The sequence below is a fragment of the Bacteroides sp. 519 genome, assembly GCF_010500955.1.
Lineage (GTDB): Bacteria > Bacteroidota > Bacteroidia > Bacteroidales > Bacteroidaceae > Bacteroides.
In genome coordinates this window covers 1-474 of the sequence record NZ_QVMJ01000076.1, presented here as the reverse complement: position 1 = coordinate 474, position 474 = coordinate 1, and the positions used below count along the sequence as shown (strand labels likewise).

The 474-nt window shown below is 41.8% G+C and carries 1 protein-coding gene; it reads right to left on the bottom strand.

The window, feature by feature from the left end; genetic code table 11:
* Positions 1-150: 150 nt before the first annotated feature.
* The coding region (locus D0T85_RS21965) for a hypothetical protein (protein WP_163215663.1) at positions 151-474 on the bottom strand (324 nt) is incomplete at its 5' end.

Here is a 474-nt window from a genome sequence, read left to right as displayed (position 1 = left end):
GTAGAAAGAAATGCCTTTGAGATTCCAACAATTGTCTTGCACTTTATAGGCAGAAAGATAAACTTAAGAAAGAAAAGTTACAATGTGTGATATCAGCTGCTGACTGGTGACCATTTTCTTTATTCTGTGAGCCAAAGTACTCATGGGAGTTTATGATGTCTGTGGACAGTCTTCACTGTTATATATTGCATTCACCATCACATTCACATTGGCTAGAGTCTCTGGAGTCTGGTCAAGAAAAGCTTGTTTGAACTGCCTCACAGCTCCCTCATCATAAGGAACAGTTGTGTATTTATTAATCACTCCAACATATTCATCCGTTGTCACAGACCCATCAATTGTCTTTGCAATAACATCGTCCAATGCTTTGCAGCCAGAACCACTTGCGTAGCAGCAAACTGGAATGGCAGCTAGCAGGAAGACCACTACCAGCTTCATGTTGAGGCAGCCCTTGTGGGTTAGTCTTTCGTCAAG